This window comes from Bacillus sp. SRB_331, from assembly GCF_003264175.1.
Classification (GTDB): Bacteria; Bacillota; Bacilli; order Bacillales; family Bacillaceae_G; genus Bacillus_A; species Bacillus_A mycoides.
Genome location: NZ_NADV01000004.1, coordinates 67,609 through 82,449 on the forward strand (window position 1 = coordinate 67,609; position 14,841 = coordinate 82,449).

At 36.3% G+C, this 14,841-nt stretch carries 14 protein-coding genes and 1 riboswitch; of the genes, 5 read left to right on the forward strand and 9 right to left on the reverse strand.

Annotation, left to right across the window (positions count from 1 at the left end; translation table 11 throughout):
- Positions 1-14: 14 nt before the first annotated feature.
- Positions 15-187, forward strand: a riboswitch (yybP-ykoY riboswitch).
- 79 nt (positions 188-266) lie between these two features.
- Together B5P42_RS02645 and B5P42_RS02650 are read left to right on the forward strand one after the other, a co-directional pair.
- Positions 267-1,061 (forward strand): TerC family protein, encoded by a 795-nt coding sequence (locus tag B5P42_RS02645; protein WP_002011580.1) that lies wholly within the window; start codon positions 267-269, stop codon positions 1,059-1,061.
- Positions 1,062-1,270: 209 nt separating this feature from the next.
- Positions 1,271-2,122 (forward strand): formate/nitrite transporter family protein, encoded by an 852-nt coding sequence (locus B5P42_RS02650; RefSeq protein WP_002011581.1) that lies wholly within the window; start codon positions 1,271-1,273, stop codon positions 2,120-2,122.
- A 27-nt stretch (positions 2,123-2,149) separates the two neighbouring features.
- On the opposite strand, the gene B5P42_RS02655 is transcribed toward B5P42_RS02650, so the two are convergent.
- The 9 genes from B5P42_RS02655 to B5P42_RS02695 all read right to left on the reverse strand — a co-directional run bounded on the left by B5P42_RS02655 (position 2,150) and on the right by B5P42_RS02695 (position 10,309).
- On the reverse strand, positions 2,150-2,461 hold the full coding sequence (locus B5P42_RS02655) for a cyclic-phosphate processing receiver domain-containing protein (RefSeq protein ID WP_002064363.1): 312 nt from the start codon (positions 2,459-2,461) through the stop codon (positions 2,150-2,152).
- A 14-nt stretch (positions 2,462-2,475) separates the two neighbouring features.
- Positions 2,476-3,198, reverse strand: a complete 723-nt coding sequence (locus B5P42_RS02660) for a prepilin peptidase (protein WP_113733588.1) — start codon at positions 3,196-3,198, stop codon at positions 2,476-2,478.
- Between the two features lie 112 nt (positions 3,199-3,310).
- A complete protein-coding gene (locus B5P42_RS02665; RefSeq protein ID WP_002126142.1) occupies positions 3,311-4,021 on the reverse strand; it encodes a LutC/YkgG family protein in 711 nt (236 codons plus the stop codon).
- Positions 4,021-5,442, reverse strand: a complete 1,422-nt coding sequence (locus B5P42_RS02670) for a LutB/LldF family L-lactate oxidation iron-sulfur protein (protein WP_113733589.1) — start codon at positions 5,440-5,442, stop codon at positions 4,021-4,023. The genes B5P42_RS02665 and B5P42_RS02670 overlap by 1 nt, the downstream gene beginning before the upstream one ends.
- A gap of 16 nt (positions 5,443-5,458) precedes the next feature.
- Positions 5,459-6,178, reverse strand: a complete 720-nt coding sequence (locus tag B5P42_RS02675; RefSeq protein ID WP_002011587.1) for a (Fe-S)-binding protein — start codon at positions 6,176-6,178, stop codon at positions 5,459-5,461.
- 168 nt (positions 6,179-6,346) lie between these two features.
- Positions 6,347-7,036 carry a FadR/GntR family transcriptional regulator gene (locus B5P42_RS02680; protein WP_201053587.1) on the reverse strand — a complete coding sequence of 230 codons (690 nt, stop codon included), beginning with the start codon at positions 7,034-7,036 and terminating at the stop codon, positions 6,347-6,349.
- 229 nt (positions 7,037-7,265) lie between these two features.
- On the reverse strand, positions 7,266-8,666 hold the full coding sequence (locus B5P42_RS02685) for a sensor histidine kinase (protein WP_002011591.1): 1,401 nt from the start codon (positions 8,664-8,666) through the stop codon (positions 7,266-7,268).
- 3 nt (positions 8,667-8,669) lie between these two features.
- Positions 8,670-9,341, reverse strand: coding sequence for a response regulator transcription factor (locus B5P42_RS02690; RefSeq protein WP_002126137.1), 672 nt, complete (start codon positions 9,339-9,341; stop codon positions 8,670-8,672).
- Positions 9,338-10,309 (reverse strand): YncE family protein, encoded by a 972-nt coding sequence (locus B5P42_RS02695; RefSeq protein ID WP_044437867.1) that lies wholly within the window; start codon positions 10,307-10,309, stop codon positions 9,338-9,340. The genes B5P42_RS02690 and B5P42_RS02695 overlap by 4 nt, the downstream gene beginning before the upstream one ends.
- A 136-nt stretch (positions 10,310-10,445) precedes the next feature.
- Between B5P42_RS02695 and B5P42_RS02700 the strand changes: the two genes are divergently transcribed.
- The 3 genes from B5P42_RS02700 (at position 10,446) to B5P42_RS02710 (ending at position 14,416) form a co-directional block, all read left to right on the forward strand.
- The gene (locus tag B5P42_RS02700; RefSeq protein WP_002140915.1) at positions 10,446-11,561 is read left to right on the forward strand and encodes a CdaR family transcriptional regulator; all 1,116 of its coding nucleotides are present in this window, start codon (positions 10,446-10,448) and stop codon (positions 11,559-11,561) included.
- 117 nt (positions 11,562-11,678) lie between these two features.
- A complete protein-coding gene (glcD, locus tag B5P42_RS02705; protein ID WP_113733590.1) occupies positions 11,679-13,091 on the forward strand; it encodes a glycolate oxidase subunit GlcD in 1,413 nt (470 codons plus the stop codon).
- Positions 13,088-14,416, forward strand: coding sequence for a (Fe-S)-binding protein (locus B5P42_RS02710; RefSeq protein WP_002166117.1), 1,329 nt, complete (start codon positions 13,088-13,090; stop codon positions 14,414-14,416). The genes glcD and B5P42_RS02710 overlap by 4 nt, the downstream gene beginning before the upstream one ends.
- Positions 14,417-14,841 lie beyond the last annotated feature (425 nt).

Consider the following 14,841-nt stretch of genomic DNA (forward strand, 5'->3'; position numbering starts at 1 on the left):
TGAGAGTACAATAGCATATCTCCAAAGGGGAGTAGCGTCCAAGAACTATTTCTTGGAAACAAAGTCGTCATTACGTAGAACTTAGTTCTTCCGGCTTTGTTGGCATTTTCATTACATATGTCTAGCAAGACCTTTGCCTATCAACGGCAGAGGTCTTTTTTGTTTTCAAATTCCTTCCACCGTTGATACGCAGGAGTATGGGGAAACTAAACAGTGGGGAACTTCTTCACTTGTTTAGTCTTTATAGAAATGAGAGGAGAATGTACATGGATGTATCATTATTATTGGAGTATGGTTGGGTATTACTCATCCTAATTGCACTAGAGGGGATTTTAGCGGCTGATAACGCTCTCGTTCTCGCAATTATGGTAAAACATTTACCAGAAGAAAAACGAAAGAAAGCACTATTTTATGGATTAGCAGGAGCGTTCGTTTTCCGCTTCGGATCACTATTTATGATTTCGTTCCTAGTAGATGTATGGCAAGTGCAAGCAATTGGTGCGATTTATCTTATGTTTATCGCGGGGAATCACTTATTTAAAACGTATGTTAAAAAGAATACACATGAAGAAACAGAAGAAAAAGAAGCAAAGAAAAAACAAGAGAACTTTTGGTGGACTGTATTTAAAGTCGAAGTTGCTGATATCGCCTTCGCAGTTGATTCAATTTTAGCTGCTGTTGCATTAGCAGTGACTTTACCGAAAACAGGATTAGGTACGATTGGTAGTCTTGATACAGGTCAATTTATCGTTATCTTTACAGGTGGACTTATCGGATTAGTTATAATGCGATTTGCAGCAACTGCTTTCGTACAAATATTAAAACGTAAACCAGGACTTGAAACTGCAGCATTTTTAATTGTAGGTTGGGTTGGTGTGAAATTAACAGTTTATACGCTAGCACACCCTGCTTTAAATGTCCTTCCGCATTCATTCCCAGAATCCACTCCGTGGAAGCTTACATTCTGGATTGTATTAGTTGGAATCGCAGTTTGCGGTTGGTTCTTCTCGAAAGAAGTAGAAGTAAAAGTAGAAAAGAATTTAGACGAAAAAGCGCTGTAATTACAGCGCTTTTTCTTTTTTCTCGTTTCAATTCCCCTCTCTATTTTCAGAAAAAATTCCATTATACTACTTTTTGTAAACGCTTCCTTTCTAGATGTATGTCCTTTTTGTGAAATATTGCACAAACTTATTGAAACTATGAACAAATCCATGTACCTTATTCATATAAGGAGTATTTATAGACGATGTATTAAAGGAGCGTATTACTCATGCTAGAACAAGGATTAGATTACGTTGTAAAACTGGCTAAGAGCAAAAAACAAATGCTAGATATAAATCCAATGCAATATTTCATTCGTGCTGCACTTGCGGGCATTTATATCGGTTTTATTATTGTACTATGTTTTAAATTAGGTAACTTTTTTCATATTGCAGATTCACCAGCAACATATTTAGCTTCCTCCATGTTTTTCGGAATTGCTCTCGTACTTATTATATATGGCGGCGCTGAATTATTTACTGGCAATACAATGTACTTCACAGTGGCAACTTTAAGAAAAGAAACAACGATTTCTGATACACTTCGCAACTGGGTTGCTTGTTATGCAGGTAACTTAGCTGGCGCTTTATTCTTTGCCTTACTATTTTACGCAACTGGAATTTTCGAAGCAATTGATCACAGTCATTTAATGAATAAAGTTGTTGAAGGAAAGATGAATACACCTACAATGCAATTATTCTTTAAAGCGATTTTATGTAACTGGCTCGTATGTCTTGCCTGCTTCTTACCTTCTCAAGTGAAAGGTGACACAGCAAAAATATTAATGATGATGATGCTCGTTTTCACTTTCTTTTTATCTGGTTATGAGCATAGCATTGCAAACTTATCACTGTTTGCTTTATCTTTAGTATCACCACATCCTGAGACAATTTCTTTTGCGGGCGCTATTCATAACTTAATTCCAGTTACAATCGGTAACATTATTGGCGGATCCGTATTTGTCGGTATGGTATATCATTACTTAACAAAGAAAGCACCTGTTGTTGAACAAGAGAAAACTCAATTAGTTGGAGCTCAAACGGAGGAAATTATTCCTTTACAAGCACATATGAAACATTAAAAACTCCAAAGTTTTACTTTGGAGTTTTTAGCTCCCTACATATTTCAAGGCAATATAAGGATTAATTTCCCCGTTTTCCTTCCCTCTCTCTATGCTCTTTTTCATCTGATGCATACCGATGACATCATTTGTATGAAGGTGAATTTCATTAACATATAAACCTTCGTTGCAGAAAGCTTCTACGAAATCTAACCCACTTTTTTGTCGCCATCCCATATTATAATCGAGGGAAATAATATTCACCTCATTATCCCTAACAATTTGCAAGGCAGATTCTACTGTAGTTGCCAAAACATATCCGTATGGGCAACTTCTTTGATCATCCATATATACATTCATTTTCTATCTCCTCTCTATTTTGCATATGTGACCAACACATAACATATTGCTCCAAGGCTAATAAAAGGTCCGAACGGAATTGGAGTTCTTATGTTTATACGTTTTAGCGCTATACCTATCCCGAAAAAACAAAGACTAAAGCAAGATGCTAAAAATAAAGTTATAAAAACCCCTTTCACTCCGACTATACATCCGAGTAACGAAAGTAATTTTACATCACCTCCGCCAAGACCATCTGGATAAATCTTTTGCATGCAATATAACAAAATGAATATAGTTCCACTACCAGCTAAACTATCTATCCAAGTAACTAACGGTACAAAAATACATTCTAAAATAAGCAAAAGCGCAAACCAAATTAAAATACGATTAGGTATTAGCATATATACTAAATCTGTAACTGAAATAATTAGAAGTAACGAAAAAAGCGATAAAATGATGATGAGCTCTCTTTCCATTCCAATTACATATACAGTAAGAAAAAATAAACTGCCTGTAACAAATTCAAATACTATGTACAAACTTGAGATTTTGCTCTTACAATTCGTACAACGCCCTTTTTGTATACAAAATGAAATGATTGGAATAAGTTCTTTCGGCTGTAACGTATACTCGCAGTAATGACAGTACGAACGCGGTGTAATAATAGATTCCCCTACTGGAACTCTCATCGCAATCACCATAAAAAAAAAACCAAACACCATACCTATTAACAATGCATATAAATAAGTGAACATCCCTTCCTCTCCTTTCCAAAAGAACATAACAAAAAAAGGAGAGAACTTCTACTTCATATTATCTTTATTCTATTAAAAAAGCAGGCCGTTTTCCGGCCTGCTTTCCCCTATTTTATACGATGAAATATACTGCTTTTAACGGCCCGTGTACTCCGACAACAAGATTCATTTCAATATCCGCAGAGTTACTTGGTCCTGTAATAAAGTTAATACAAGATGCGACTGCTTCACCTTTTTCCACACGAGAGTTCATATGTTGAACTGCTTGTGTAATACGCGGTACAAGTGTTTCACGTGGAATAATAGCAAAGTATACAGTCGGTAAAAAGTGTAAAGAACGCCCTTGTCCTTTATGACTTTGTACAACAATCGTACCAGATTCAGCTAAAGTATAATCACTAAATGCAATACCGATATTCGCTTTTTCCGCTATACGCATATTCTCTTCTTTTTTCTCAGGATCCCATACATTTACCTCAACATTTTGCTTTGGAAGCTCTTCTTTAAATAAAGAAGTCAATCCATAGGAATCAAAACGTTCATCTGCTGATAATATAATAGGTCCTCCGCCGTTTTCAACAATTACTTTTTGAATATCTTCACGTAAGCGGTCGTTTGTCGTTTCCACAACAGTTGTATGAATGTTTGTACATTGCTTTTTAAATACTTCTAACAATTCTTCTTGTGAATAATCTTTTAACGTTTCTACATTCACATTACTTTTCCATGCTGGACGTTCTACGCCTTCTGTTTTACGCGCGCGCCCAAGTTCTTTTGCGATATTATCTAGAAAGGACTCACGGTTTTGAATTAATCCTGTCATTATTTGTCCCCGCCTTTCTTATGATCTTTATACCAATCACGGAATCGTTCTTTACTTGGAGCTGGGAATTCACGAATATCCGTCCAGTTTTTAAGTGGTCCAACACCTTTTGATACACGGTTACCAGATGTAAATGGACTCATTGCTGCCGGTGCCATTTTCGATCCCATTTTATATAAAGCTGCTGAAGAAGCACCCATACTAAACATTTTCATTGCTAATTTTTCTGCAAGTGGGGCACGACCTTCTTGCTCAACGATGACTTGACGATGTTTTAATAATAAATCATGTAATGGAATTTTTACTGGACAAGCTTCTGTACATGCTCCGCATAAACTAGATGCATAAGGAAGCTCTTTGTAATCGTCATACCCACCTAAAAGTGGTGTTAATACCGCACCGATTGGTCCTGAATAAATAGATCCATACGAATGTCCACCAACGTGACGATATACGGGACATACGTTAACACAAGCGGCACAACGAATACATTGCAATATTGAACGGAATTCCGATCCAAGAATTTGAGAGCGGCCATTATCAACAACGACTAAATGAAACTCTTCTGGTCCATCTACCTCTTCCTCGTGAATTGGTCCTGCTACTGTTACATAACTTGTTAATTTTTGACCGACCGCACTACGACATAGTAAACCAACTAAAACATCTAATTCTTCCATTGTCGGAACCATACGTTCCATACCCATTACTGCAATTTGTGTTTTCGGAATCGACATGACAAGATCGGCATTACCTTCATTCGTCACTAAACAAAGAGAGCCAGTATTTGCAACAGCGAAGTTACAACCTGTCACACCAATTTCTGCATCCATAAATTTCTCACGAAGTTGTTTACGAACAAACTTTGTCATTTCGTATGGATCATCAGAATTTTCATATCCAAGTTTTTCTTTAAATACATCACGAATTTGCGTTCTGTTTTTATGAAGTGCAGGCGCAATAATATGTGATGGTGGATCGTTATCTACTTGCAAGATATACTCTCCTAAGTCACTCTCTAACACTTCACAACCAATCTCTTCAAGGGCATGATTCATACTAATTTCTTCAGTTACCATTGATTTTGATTTTACAACTTTCTTCGCTTGTTTCTTTTTTGCAACGTCTTGAATATACTTTGCTGCATCCTCTTTCGTTTTCGCAAAGTAAACGTGACCGCCTCTTTTTGATACATTTTCACTTAACTGCATTAAATAATAATCAAGATTTTCTAACGTATGTTGACGAATTTGTTCACCTAGTTCACGCCACTCTTCCCAGTTTCCCAACTCGTCAGCTGCTTTTAATCGATTTGTATATAAACGCGTTTGTGCAGAAGATACCGCTCCGCGCATAAACGAATCTTGAATTCCATCGCCAACGCGATCATTAAATTTTTTCTCACTGATTTTCATAGACATAGCTTATGTTCCCCCTTCATGAGCGACTATTCAAGACCTCAGCAATATGCATTACTTTTACTTCTTTTCCTAAACGCTCAATACGTCCGCCAATGTTTAACAAACACCCACAATCTGCACCGATTAAATAATCTGCACCTGTTTCCATTACACTATCTACTTTTTCATCTACCATTTGCTCAGAAATTGGAGTCATCTTAACTGAAAACGTTCCCCCAAACCCACAACAATTTTGCACGTTCGGCAGTTCTCTCACAATTAATCCTTTTACGCTTGATAATAAAATTCCTGGTGCCTCTTTTACTCCAAGCAGGCGTGTCATATGACAAGATTTATGAATAGTAGCTATCCCTGGTAAACTTGCACCAACATCTGTAACTTTTAAAACATCTACAATAAATTGTGTAAATTCATATGTTTTATCAGCAACCTTTTGTGCACGTTTAGCCCACTTCGGATCATCTTTAAAAACATGCGGATACTCATGAAACATTGTCGCACAAGATCCAGATGGCGTAACGATATATTCTGCATCTTCGAAAGTTTCAATCATATGTTTCATCGCTTCTTTTGCTGCTTCTACATGGCCGCTATTATAAGCAGGCTGACCACAACAAACTTGTGCTTCTGGAAATTCAATTTCACAACCTAAACGCTCCAATACTTCAACTGTTGCTTTACCGACGTTTGTTTCAAACATATCGACTAAACAAGTAACAAATAAAGTAACTTTCATAACTATAATTCCCCCTCATTACAACTCCGCCAAAAATCATATGGTCATCAGATGACTAAGATTAGAAGAAGTAGGCTCAACCATGGCCTATCCTCTCCCTCTTCTAAAGAAAACGCTTACTTAATCTCTCTCTATTTTATCAGAAAATTAGATTTTTAAAAGATTAAATTACGAATTTATATCGCTTTTACCTGTGACAATATGTTCTACATTTGTTAAATGATCTAGCATCGCTTGCTGCGCTAATTCCACATCTTGCTTTAACACCGCATCATATATAGATTGATGCTCTTCTAAAAGTCGTTCTGATGTTGTTTGTTCACCATATAAAATAATGCGTCTTGATTCACCAATCGTTTCAGCAATCATCTCTGAAACATGATTCATGAGCTCAAGCAAGATGTTATTATGCGAAGATTCTGCAATTCCCATATGAAAATGAAAGTCTGCTTTTTCGCCAGCCTTCTCATCTCCAATGCTCTTTGCCATTTCATCTAACCACTGCTTCATATTTTGCAAATTAGCTTCCGTACGTTTTGCCGCTGCCGCTCGAACTGCCCCCACTTCGAGCACCTTCCGTACTTCTAATAAATTCAAAATATCCTCTTTCTTCATTAATAACTTGTTATTTAGTGATTTTGTTAATGAAGAAGGATCGAAATTCCTTACATATGTACCTTCTCCTTGTTTCATTTCAATTAAGCCCATTGCTCTTAGCGCACTTAGCGCTTCACGAACAGCAGATCTGCCAACTTGAAACTGCTCAGCTAATTGATGAACAGGAAGTAGTTTGTCACCAGGTTTTAACGTACCATTTTTAATCATTGTTAAAATAGCTTCAGATACTTCTTCGTAAATTTTTTTCGGTTTAATAGATTTGTACTCCAGTTAAATCACCTCAGTATCTTCCAAACAACAATTGTAACGTTTTATAAGAACTTAGCATCCATAACTATTTTAGAATGAATTAGTAAGAAGTACAAATGTTTTGTTCATAAAATAGTCAAATTTTTGATATTTGTTTGATATTAATTAATACATTTACGCGTAACTATTTACCTTCAATATGAAGAGCATATTCCAAAAGTTAGAATATGCTCTCCTCATCTTGTGCTTTTAATTTAATACTAACTGTCGTGCCCTTACCTTTTTCACTTTCTATTCTCCACTCACCGTCATGTATATGAACAATTTGCCTTACAATTGCAAGACCTAAACCTGTTCCACCATGTTGACGACTTCTCGCTTTATCTACTCGGTAAAAGCGTTCCCCCAGATTTTCTAAATGCTCTCTATCAATACCTATTCCTGTATCTTTTATGTGCAATTCACAATAATCATCGATTTGCTTTAATGTTATTATGATATCCCCGTTTTGATTTGTATAACGTATCGCATTATCTAATACATTATGAAGTACTTGTTGCATACGATCCTCATCAATCATTACGATAATTTCAGGATTTAAATTCGTTGAAATACGAAGGTTTTTTTCTACAAACTGTAACTCGTACGTATTTAGTACATCTTCAATAAGCTGTGAAAAAACGATAGGTTGTTTCTTTAAGGGAAAGTGTTCACCTTCTAGCTGCGCTAGATCTAATAAATCATGAACGAGGCGCTGCATGCGACCTGCTTCTTTATGAATAAGTTGCGTTACTTTTTCCTGCTGCGGCCCCTTCGCTACACCGTCTAAAATAGCTTCACTATATCCTTTAATATAACTAAGCGGTGTTCTAAGTTCATGCGAAACATTAGCTAAAAATTCCTTACGCTTTACATCTTCTGTTTCTAAGGAGTTTGCCATTTTATTAAAGGCTTTTCCCAATCGTCCAATTTCATCTTCTGAAGAAATTGTAATCCGCTCTGAGAAATCTCCAGTAGCCAAATGATTTGCAACTCGTTCCATTTGCGAAAGCGGTCTCGTGATGGCGATAATAATTTTTCTACCAATCCATATTGTAATTAAAATCATTGCAAGTGCTAACGGCGCTAAAATAAGACCCATATCAAATATTAAGTCTTTTATACTTTTTAAAGGAATATAAGAGTATACAATACCAACTAATTTTTTATTATCTAAAACAGGGATGACAACACCCATAATATTACGATCAAAATGTTCTTCATACCCTATCTTTGTCACAGTTTTCCCATCTAATAGCGCCTGTCTATCCCCTTCACTTATAAGAGAATGATGGTGAACATCAAAAGGCAAACATGCACTTAAATCACGCGGATTGTATACGAAAAGGACATCTGAACTAGATATTTGATCATATGCCCTTACTTTCTCTTCAAAAGTGGATACTCCTTCACGTTTATCATATTGCGTGGCAAGACGTTTCCCTTCCATTACTAATGAATCTTTTAAATTATCAACGTATAACTTTTCATATGAGTATAAAGATACAAAATAAAGAAAGGAAACTGTTACACATACTGCACATACTACTGTAAGCCAAAGCTTTTGTACCATCGTAAACATACGTTACACCTCAAATTTATAACCTACACCCCAAACGGTTTGAATGTAGTTTCCACTTTCTCCTAGCTTTAGACGCATCGTTTTCACATGCGTATCTACCGTTCTTGTACTTCCTGCATAATCATATCCCCACACCTTTTCAAGCAATTGTTCCCGGCTAAATACTTGTCCATTATGTTGGCAAAGAAAATATAGTAAATCGAACTCTTTTACCGTAAGAGGAATCGTCTCACCATTCGTCTCGACCCTCCTACTTTTTTCATTAATAAGAATCGGTCCAAATTGAATCTCTTCTTGCTGTTCTTGCTTTGTATATCGTCTTAAAACAGCTTCCATACGAGCAATTAGTTCCCCAGGACTAAATGGCTTTACAATATAATCATCTGCTCCCATACGTAAGCCGTTCACCCTATTCCACTCTTCACCTTTTGCTGTTAAAAATATAATAGGTACATCCGACGTTTTTCGAATCTCTTTACAAACTGAAAGCCCATCCATCTCAGGCATCATAATATCTAGTACAACGAAATCATAATGATCCGTCTCTAATTTTCGAAGTGCCTCTTTTCCATTTTCAGCTTCTCCCCACTCGTATCCGAAGTTATCTAAGTACATTCCGACAAGTTGCCTCATATCACTTTCGTCATCTACGACTAGCACGTTATATTTACTCATTGTCCTTCCCCTTCTCTCTCTATGAGTTGAAACGGTCCTTTTCCGACTTTAATTGTTTGTTTTATTTTCATATTCTTCATATCCATTACGCATACTTCATCGCTATCATAACTAGCTACATATCCTTCTGCACCGCTTTTCAAAAATGCAAATGGATTAGATCCTACTTCTGCAAATCCTACCTCTTGATACGTACTTGCATCAAACTTTCTAAGCGTATTTGAACCGTGACTTAGCGCATATACATACTTATCATCCTTTGTTATATTCACAGGCATAAACGGAGCATGTAAAGAACGCATCATCTCTCCGCTCTGTAAAGAATACACTAATACTTTCTCATTCACTTGACTTCCATCACCATGTCCACCAATCCATATTTCTTTCCCATCAGCGCTAACCGTTGCTCCTGTTGATGCTGGTGGAATCATAAAGGACTGTATCACTTCTTTTTTCTTTGTATCAATGGTCGTTAATTTCGTATCATAAAAGTTGAGTACAGATAACTGGTTATGATGCTCTACCATCGTTATCGGCCCTTTTCCTGCTGAAACACTCCCTGTCTCTTTTCCTTTTATCGTAAAGAACCTTACCTTTTGTTCATTTTGATCGGCAGCAAATAATTGTGTTCCATCATCTGATGCGATAACATTAGCAATTCCTTTTCCAATCTTATATTTGTCCACTTGTCTTCCTTCTGCTAGTGAATATACATACATATATTCTAATTGCTTACCATAAACAAGTATTTCCTCGCCATTTGGAAGTAGCGTAACCCCCGCAATCGGCTCATTTAATTCCCATGTTGTTAATAGCTTCTTTGTTTTTTTATCAATAAAACTAATACTACCTTCCTTTATATTCGTTGTTATAATAACACTTTTATCTTTAGCAATCGGTGTATACGAACTTCCTTGACACCCTACTAATAGAAATAAAAAACAGAGAAGAAAAACATACTTTCTCAAAAGATTCCCTCCATCTTCGGATGATTTCGTTATAATTGTAAAATAACAAATAAATGTGTGGAAAATGTGAAATCTTCCTTTATTAATAAACTTACATATATAATGTACAACAAATAGAATTTGAGGTGTGTAAATTATGCTTTTTCCTGATTTAGCGAATAAAATTGTACGTGAAGTACGCAGATTAATTACTGAAAACATTATTATTATTAATATACAAGGCGTTATTATCGCAAGTACAGATGCGGAAAGAATCGGTCAATTTCATGAAGGTGCACTCCGCTGTGCGAAACAAAAGAAAACTGTCATTATTACAAAAGACGATGAACGACGACTGCAAGGTGTAAAAGCTGGGATGAACCTTCCTTTACTATTCCATGACGAAGTAATCGGCGTGATTGGAATTACAGGAGAACCTGAAAATATTTCACAATACGGAGAAATATTACGTAAGATGACCGAATTATTAATTCATGAAAACTACTTTTTAGAACAACTAGAACTTGAGCACCGTTCTTATGAAGCATTTGTCTTTGATTGGCTTCAAAATACAGACTGGTCTCCAAGTTTTCTCGATCGTGCAAAAACGCTTGGCATTGATTTATATAAGAAGAAACAACTTATTTTATTATCAATCGCCCAAGATAATACGATGCTCCAGCGTAAAATTTGGCAACATATGCGCAACATTTTAGCAAAAGAAAATTTATTTGTTCGCTGGGGAAATGATCGGTTTATTTTGTTTACAACAATCCAATCCAAAGAGCAAACCTTTCAATTTTTAAAACGGTTAAAACAAGACTGTGAAACTTTATTTTCTATTACTTTATATATCGGGATTGGACAAACAGTTACGCCAAGCAATATGAACTTATCGTACGAACAAGCATTACGCGCCCTTTCAGTATCACTTGAAACGAAAAAAATTGTATTTAATGAAGATTTACGTTTAGAAATGTGCTTACAAGATATTTCTACTGAAACTCGAGAACAGTTTCTAGAGCGTACCATTGAAAACTTAGTATCATCTCCTGAGCTTATGCACACTTTACGTTTATTTATCGATTATAACCAATCTTATAAGCAGACAGCTGAGCAATTACATATACACATTAACACATTGCATTACAGGCTAAAAAAGATTGAAGAACATACAGGACTTGACCCGAAACAATTCAAAGATTTAAATGTTTTATACTTCGCACTCCTCTTATTAGATAATCATACAAAAAATAACGATAAAATTGATTAATCTTTAGATGATTGTACATAGAAAGAATCCTCCAACTTTTTTATCATTATAATGAAAGCACTGTTACAACGTTTTTTATTATGACGAAATACGTTAACAGTTTGAGGGGGATTTCCAATGTTAAAAAAGCAAATTATTGATTCATTCGTATCTATTGTTGGCGAAGATAATGTAGATACATCCAATATGGGGCGTTTAACTTATAGTTATGATGCCACTCCAAACTTCCAAGCGATGCCTGATGCAGTCATCGCTCCTCGTAATACAAATGAAATAGCAGACGTGTTAAAAGTGTGTAACACTCATAAAATCCCAGTATACGTTCGCGGGTCTGGAACAAATCTTTGCGCTGGAACGTGTCCACTTGAAGGTGGTATCGTCCTTATTTTCCGCCATATGAACAATATTTTAGAAATTAACGAAGAGAATTTAACAATTACTGTACAAGCTGGTGTTATTACACTTGATATTATTAAAGCAGTAGAAGAAAAAGGTTTATTTTATCCACCAGATCCAAGCTCTATGAAAATTTCTACAATCGGCGGTAACATTAATGAAAACTCCGGCGGATTACGTGGTTTAAAATATGGCGTAACACGTGATTATGTAATGGGGCTTGAACTTGTCTTACCGAACGGCGATATCATTCGCACTGGTGGTAAATTAGCAAAAGATGTAGCTGGTTATGATTTAACTCGTTTATTTATTGGTTCTGAAGGAACACTTGGTGTTGTTACGGAAGCTATATTAAAACTTGTCCCTATGCCTGAAACGAAGAAAACGATGCTTGCGCTATATGAAGATATTAACGAAGCTGCTCGAGCTGTTTCTGCTATTATTGCAAATAAAATTATTCCGGCGACACTTGAGTTTTTAGACCAACCAACAATTGAAGTTGTAGAAGAGTTTGCACAAATCGGTTTACCAACTGACGTTAAAGCAATTTTATTAATTGAACAAGATGGCCCGCCCGAGGTTGTCAATCGAGATATCGAAAAAATGGCTAACGTTTGCCGTGCTATGAATGCGGTCGATGTTCGCGTTGCAAAAGATGAAGCCGAAGCAGATGCGCTTCGTACAGCACGCCGGAGTGCACTATCAGCACTTGCAAGACTAAAACCGACAACAATATTAGAAGATGCAACTGTACCACGTTCACAAATCGCTCCAATGGTTGAAGCAATTAATGCAATTGCAAAGAAATATAATATTCCTATTTGTACTTTTGGGCATGCTGGTGATGGTAATTTGCATCCGACTTGTATGACAGATGCCCGTAATGAAGACGAAATGCACCGTGCTGAACAGGCTTTTGCTGAAATATTTGCGAAAGCGATTGAGCTTGGTGGTACGATTACCGGCGAACATGGTGTTGGCGCGATGAAAGCTCCGTATTTAGAAATGAAATTAGGTAAAGAAGGTATCGCTGCTATGCAAGGGATTAAACAAGCCTTCGACCCAAACAACATTATGAATCCTGGAAAGATGTTCGCGAAAGACTCTCGTAAAAGAGTGGTGGTTGAGCGATGACCACATTAAATAAAGAAAACATTCAAAAGGAATTTAAAGAACGATTAAGTGAAGATGAACTACTAAACTGTATGCGATGCGGCTTTTGTTTACCAACTTGCCCTACTTACATTCAATCTGGGTATAAAGAATCACATTCCCCACGCGGACGTATCGCCTTAATGAAAGCCGTCGTTGATGGTTTAATTGAGCCGGATGAAGATGTTGAAGATACATTAAATGTTTGCCTTGGCTGCCGCGCTTGTGAACCTGTTTGTCCATCTGGTGTGAATTATGGACATTTATTAGAAGAAGCTCGTGATATTATTAATCAAAATAAAAAGTTCTCCATGCCCGTGAGAGCTGTTCGTAAAGTTGTTTTTGAAGGACTATTCCCGCATCAAAACCGAATGCGAACATTAACAGGACTAATCGGATTTTACCAGCGTTCTGGTTTACAAACGCTAACACATAAAACAGGTATTATGAAGTTATTCCCTGAAACACTTGCAACGATGGACCTCGTTTTGCCAAAAGTCCCTAAAATGAAAGCAATGAAAGATCGTCCTGAATTTTTACCTGCTGAGGTGGCAAAGAAGAAACAAGTTGCATTCTTCACAGGCTGTTTAATGGATACGATGTTTTTAGAAACAAATAACGCAACGATGAAACTTCTTCAGTTAGCTGGTTGTGATATCGTTATTCCGAAAACACAAAGTTGCTGCGGGGCATTACATGGGCATGCTGGTGAAAAGAGTGGAGCAAAAGAATTAGCAAAACGAAATATAGAAGCATTCGAAGATTTAAACATCGACTATATTATTACGAATGCAGGTGGTTGCGGAGCTTACCTCGTAGACTATGATTATCTGTTAAAAGATGATCCCAAATGGGCTGAACGCGCAAAGCAATTTGTTTCTAAAATTAAAGATATTACTGCTATACTAGTAGAACTAGATTTCCATAAACGTAATGACTTACGACTCACGCCGCAAATCATTACGTATCAAGACTCTTGTCATTTACGCAATGTTATGCGAACATCTTCGGAACCTCGTATGTTACTAGAGGCCATTCAAGGCGCAACATACCGCGAAATGAAAGATGCGGACCGTTGCTGTGGTTCTGCTGGTATTTATAATATTGTCCATTCGGAGTTATCAATGGAATTTCTAAATTACAAAATGGATCGTGTGCATGAAACAGCTGCAGCGACAATTGTTACTGCAAATCCTGGGTGTCTATTACAAATGAAACTAGGTATTGAACGTGAAAAAATCTCTCATAAAATGCGTGGAATTCATATTGTAGACTTATTATTAGAAGCAATTGAAACCAACTCGTAATAACTCGTAACATACGTAATAATAGGAAAACGGCTATCTCCTTCGTCTATGTAAAGAGATAGCCGCTTTTTTGTCCGCTACAACATTAAAAATATGTTACTTTATTATAAAAAAGAACAACAGGAACATTACAGTTTTGTAAAAATACATCCATTATATTCCTCAAAAAAATGCTAAAATCATTGATACAATAGGATTCTTCATTTTTAATATAGGTACATTTATCCAAAAACCCCCTCTTAAAACCAAGTATAAAAATGCTAAAAATTCCTTTTATACTCTATGTTTCTCTTATTTCATCCCTTTCCTCCTCTTAGGATAAATTAGGAAAATTTTAAGTCTATGAATTTTTTTCCATCTTTTTTCTCGCAAATTGTATGCTACGATGAATTGGTCAGTCAGACAGGCTGTCAAAAACAAATCGT